Source organism: Pseudomonas sp. 22515 (assembly GCF_052044625.1).
Taxonomy (GTDB): domain Bacteria; phylum Pseudomonadota; class Gammaproteobacteria; order Pseudomonadales; family Pseudomonadaceae; genus Aquipseudomonas; species Aquipseudomonas alloputida.
The window spans coordinates 1,604-6,105 of the sequence record NZ_JBQENN010000060.1; the positions used below are offsets into that span (position 1 = coordinate 1,604).

At 62.8% G+C, this 4,502-nt stretch carries 2 protein-coding genes and 1 pseudogene; 1 reads left to right on the forward strand and 2 read right to left on the reverse strand.

What is annotated here, in order from left to right:
* Positions 1-70: 70 nt before the first annotated feature.
* Positions 71-1,784 (reverse strand): annotated as a pseudogene (locus tag ACTJJN_RS26815) (DEAD/DEAH box helicase).
* A gap of 317 nt (positions 1,785-2,101) precedes the next feature.
* Positions 2,102-2,857, reverse strand: a complete 756-nt coding sequence (locus tag ACTJJN_RS26820) for a spermidine synthase (protein ID WP_003247095.1) — start codon at positions 2,855-2,857, stop codon at positions 2,102-2,104.
* 116 nt (positions 2,858-2,973) lie between these two features.
* On the opposite strand from ACTJJN_RS26820, the gene ACTJJN_RS26825 reads away from it, so the two are divergent.
* Complete coding sequence (locus ACTJJN_RS26825) at positions 2,974-4,320, forward strand: class II 3-deoxy-7-phosphoheptulonate synthase (protein WP_014754104.1); 1,347 nt, start codon at positions 2,974-2,976, stop codon at positions 4,318-4,320.
* Positions 4,321-4,502: the final 182 nt, after the last annotated feature.

A 4,502-nucleotide genomic window follows, 5' to 3' on the forward strand; every position in this document is an offset into this window, starting at 1 on the left:
CCCGCCAAAGGGCCGGTACTGGCAAAAAAAATCCCCGACCTAAGCCGGGGATTTTTTCGTTACGCCAGGATCAATCCTCGCGGTAGCGACGCAGCTTCAGCTGCTTGCCAGCCACGCGGGTGTCCTTGAGCTTGGACAGCAGCTTCTCGAGGCCGTCTTCCGGCAGCTCGACCAGGCTGAAGCTGTCGCGCACCTGGATGCGGCCGATAGCGTCACGCGCCAGGCCACCTTCGTTGAGGATCGCCCCCAGCAGGTTCTTGGCAGCGATGCCATCACGGGCACCCAGGGCGGTACGGCAACGCACGCGGCCTTCGGCCAACGGCAGCGGTGCACGGCGCTCACGATCACCACGGTCAGGACGCTCGCCACGCTCACCGCGCTCGGTACGCTCACCACGCGGGGCGAAGCTCGGCACCAGTGGCTGCTCGCGCTCTACCGCCGCCAGGTCCAGCGCCTGGCCATTGGTGGCCTTTCGCAGCAGGGCCGAAGCCAGAGCACGCGCGCTGCAACCCAGGTCGGTGGTCAGGCGGTCGAACAGCTCGCCGTGGGTGGCTTCTGCTTCGGCTACCAGCGGCGCCAGGCTCGAGGTCAGCTTCTTGATGCGGGCATCCAGCACGGCCTGGGCATTCGGCAGGCGCGCTTCGGCAACCTTCTGCCCGGTAACACGCTCGATCACCTGCAGCATGCGGCGCTCACGCGGGGTAACCAGCAACAGTGCACGGCCATCGCGACCGGCACGGCCAGTACGGCCGATACGGTGTACGTAGGACTCTGGGTCGTACGGCATGTCAACGTTGAACACGTGAGTGATGCGCGGTACGTCCAGGCCACGGGCAGCGACGTCGGTGGCGACGACGATGTCCAGGCGGCCATCCTTGAGCGAGTCGATCACGCGCTCACGCTGGTTCTGGGCGATATCGCCGTTCAGTGCAGCAGCCTTGTAGCCTTTGGCTTCCAGCGCGGCGGCCAGGTCCAGGGTGGCTTGCTTGGTACGCACGAAGGCGATCAGCGCGTCAAACTCTTCCACTTCCAGCAGACGCAGCACAGCCGGGATCTTCTGGTCCGCGTGGACCATCAGGTGGGCCTGCTCGATCGCGGTAACGGTCTGGGTCTTGGTCTGGATCTTGACGTGCTTGGGTTCACGCAGGTGACGCTCGGCGATCGAACGGATCGACGACGGCAGGGTAGCGGAGAACAGTACGGTCTGACGGGTAGCCGGGATTGCGTCGAAGATCACTTCGAGGTCGTCCATGAAGCCCAGCTTCAGCATCTCGTCGGCTTCGTCCAGTACCAGGTACTGTACGGTCGACAAGACTTTTTCGTCACGACGCAGGTGGTCGCACAGACGGCCCGGGGTGGCCACGACGATTTGCGCGCCGTTGCGGATCGCACGCAGCTGTGGGCCCATCGGGGCACCACCGTAGACGGCGACAACGTTCACGCCCGGCATCTGCTTGGCGTAGGTTTCGAAAGCGGTAGCAACTTGCAGCGCCAACTCACGGGTTGGCGCCAGGATCAGGGCTTGCGGTTCGCGCTTGCTCACATCGATCTTGTTCAGGATCGGCAGGGCGAAGGCAGCGGTTTTGCCGGTGCCAGTCTGCGCCTGGCCGATCATGTCGTGACCGGCGAGGATGATCGGGATCGATTGTTGCTGAATGGCGGACGGCTCTTCGTAGCCGGTAGCCACAACGGCAGCAACAATGTTCGGGTTAAGATCGAGAGCGGCGAAGCCGCCGGTTTCCTGGGTCATGGGTCTGCCTCTAGGTGCATCCGCAAAGACCCATGCTCCAAAGCTGCACATGCCTTGAAAGACCGTCAGGTCACCCAGGCAGCTTTGGCGGCGGGGATTTGCGAAAACGATTGAAAAAGAAAACTTGGGAAGGTCCGCCTAGCGGACGCGCAGCCGAAGCTGGACTCGGAGGATTTGCACCACCTGATTTTGAGGTCCGCTAAAAGACCGGCGCGTACTATACCTGAAATAGTCGCGTACGTGAGGAATATTTTCATGGAGGCAGGGCCAGTATCGGGCCATCAAGCACGACAGGCTGAATCGATAATCCCCTGAAGCCTGGCGCGCTCGGTGTCGGCGCGCGTCAGCCACTCACGTCGCCGGCCGAATCTCGCGGATCAGCCCCTCGAGGCTGTACCCCAAACGCGGCGCCAGCGCCTCGGCCCGGGCCCTCAAACCGTCCAGGTCCAGCGACTGCTCCAGGTCTGCCGGCACCAGCAAAATCACATTGCCCTCCTTCACAGGCAGTTCCCAGTAATGCCGGTGGTACAACCCGCGCAACAACGCCGCGCCCAGCGGCCTGCCATCATCGGTGGCCCACTGGTTGATCACCAGCCAGCCGCCCGGGTTCAGGTGCTGCTGGCAGTTCTCCAGAAAGTTCCACGCCAGGTGCCCGACCCCAGGACCATGGTCGGTGTACAAGTCAACGAACAGCAGGTCGGCCTTCTCTGCCGTGGGCAGCAGCTCCAGGGCATCGCCGATGCGCACATACAACCGCGGGTCGTCGTCCAGGCCCAGGTAATCCATGGCCAGGCGCGGCACATCCGGGCGCAGCTCGATGGCCTCGATGTCTTCCAACGGCAGGAACTTCATGCAGGCCTGGGTCAGCGTGCCGGCGCCCAGGCCCAGAAACAGTGCACTCTCAGGCAGTTCGTGGCACAGCGCCCCCACCAGCATGGCGCGGGTGTAGTCGTACTCCAGCCAGCTGGGGTCGGCGGTGAACACACAGCTTTGCTCAATCGCATCGCCGAATTCCAGAAAGCGGTAGTCGTCTACTTCGTACACGCTGATGACGCCAAACGCATCTTCCACCCGTGCCAGCAGCCGCTCTTGCCGTTCCGCCGTCATGTCCACCACCCGCCTGCGCAAAAACGCGCATTGTCCGCCAACACCCTTGATGCAACAAGCGCAGCGCCAACTGTTACCATGGCCCATAGCCTACAACCGACAAGACCGAGCCCAAGATGAACCAACCGTGGAGCCCCGACAGCTGGCGTGCCCTGCCGATCCAGCAGCAACCGACCTACCCCGATGCCGCGCACCTGCTGAAGGTTGAACAGACCCTGGCCAGCTACCCGCCGCTGGTGTTCGCGGGTGAGGCGCGCGAGCTGCGCCGGCAGTTCGCCGAGGTCACCGAAGGCCGTGCCTTTCTGCTTCAGGGCGGTGATTGCGCCGAGAGCTTCGCCGAGTTCTCGGCTGCAAAAATCCGCGACACCTTCAAGGTGTTGCTGCAAATGGCCATTGTCATGACCTTTGCCGCCGGCTGCCCGGTGGTGAAAGTGGGGCGTATGGCCGGGCAGTTCGCCAAACCGCGCTCATCTGGCGATGAAACCATTGGCGACATCACCCTCCCCGCCTACCGTGGCGACATCGTCAACGGCATCGGTTTCGACGCCAAAAGCCGCATTCCGGACCCGGAACGCCTGCTGCAGGCCTACCACCAGGCCACCGCCAGCCTCAACCTGCTGCGCGCGTTCGCCCAGGGCGGGTTTGCCGACCTGCACCAGGTGCACAAGTGGAACCTGGACTTCATCGCCAACTCGGCGCTGGCCGACAAGTACCACCAGTTGGCCAATCGCATCGATGAAACCCTGGCGTTCATGCGTGCCTGTGGCCTGGACAGTGCGCCGCAACTGCGCGAAACCAGCTTCTTCACGGCTCACGAAGCGCTGCTGCTGAACTATGAAGAAGCCTTCGTACGCCAGGACAGCCTGACTGGCGACTACTACGACTGCTCGGCGCACATGCTGTGGATCGGCGACCGCACCCGCCAGCTCGATGGGGCCCATGTGGAGTTCCTGCGTGGCGTGCACAACCCGATCGGGGTCAAGGTTGGCCCGAGCATGAACCCCGAAGAGCTGATCCGCCTGATCGACACGCTCAACCCGGCGAACGACCCGGGGCGTTTGAACCTGATCGTGCGCATGGGCGCGGGCAAGGTTGGCGACCACTTGCCGGAGCTGATCCGCACTGTCGAGCGCGAGGGGCGCAAGGTGCTGTGGAGTTCCGATCCGATGCACGGCAACACCATCAAGGCCAGCAGCGGTTACAAGACCCGCGATTTTGCGCAGATTCTGGATGAGGTGAAGCAGTTCTTCCAGGTACACCAGGCCGAGGGCAGCCATGCTGGCGGTATCCATATCGAGATGACTGGGCAGAACGTCACCGAATGCATCGGCGGTGCGCGGCCGATCACCGAGGATGCGTTGTCTGACCGGTATCACACCCATTGTGATCCGCGGATGAATGCTGATCAGTCGCTGGAGTTGGCATTCCTGATTGCCGAAACCCTCAAGCAGGTACGGCGCTAAGCGCTTTTCGCTTTTCGCTTTTCGCTTTTCGCTTTTCGCTTTTCGCTTTTCGCTTTTCGCTTTTCGCTTTTGATCTTGCTTCTAAGCGCGCGGTAGTTCAGGCGATGCAGATTGCGACTTCAGGAGGCCGAGCGCAGGGCTTGCGGAGGGAGGTGACGGGCATGGATGCCCGTCAAGCGCTG

Bases quoted from the DNA above. Each gene is read 5' to 3' on its own strand.
- ACTJJN_RS26820 (WP_003247095.1), bottom strand. From the start codon at position 2,857: ATGACGGCGGAACGGCAAGAGCGGCTGCTGGCACGGGTGGAAGATGCG.
- ACTJJN_RS26825 (WP_014754104.1), top strand. From the start codon at position 2,974: ATGAACCAACCGTGGAGCCCCGACAGCTGGCGTGCCCTGCCGATCCAG.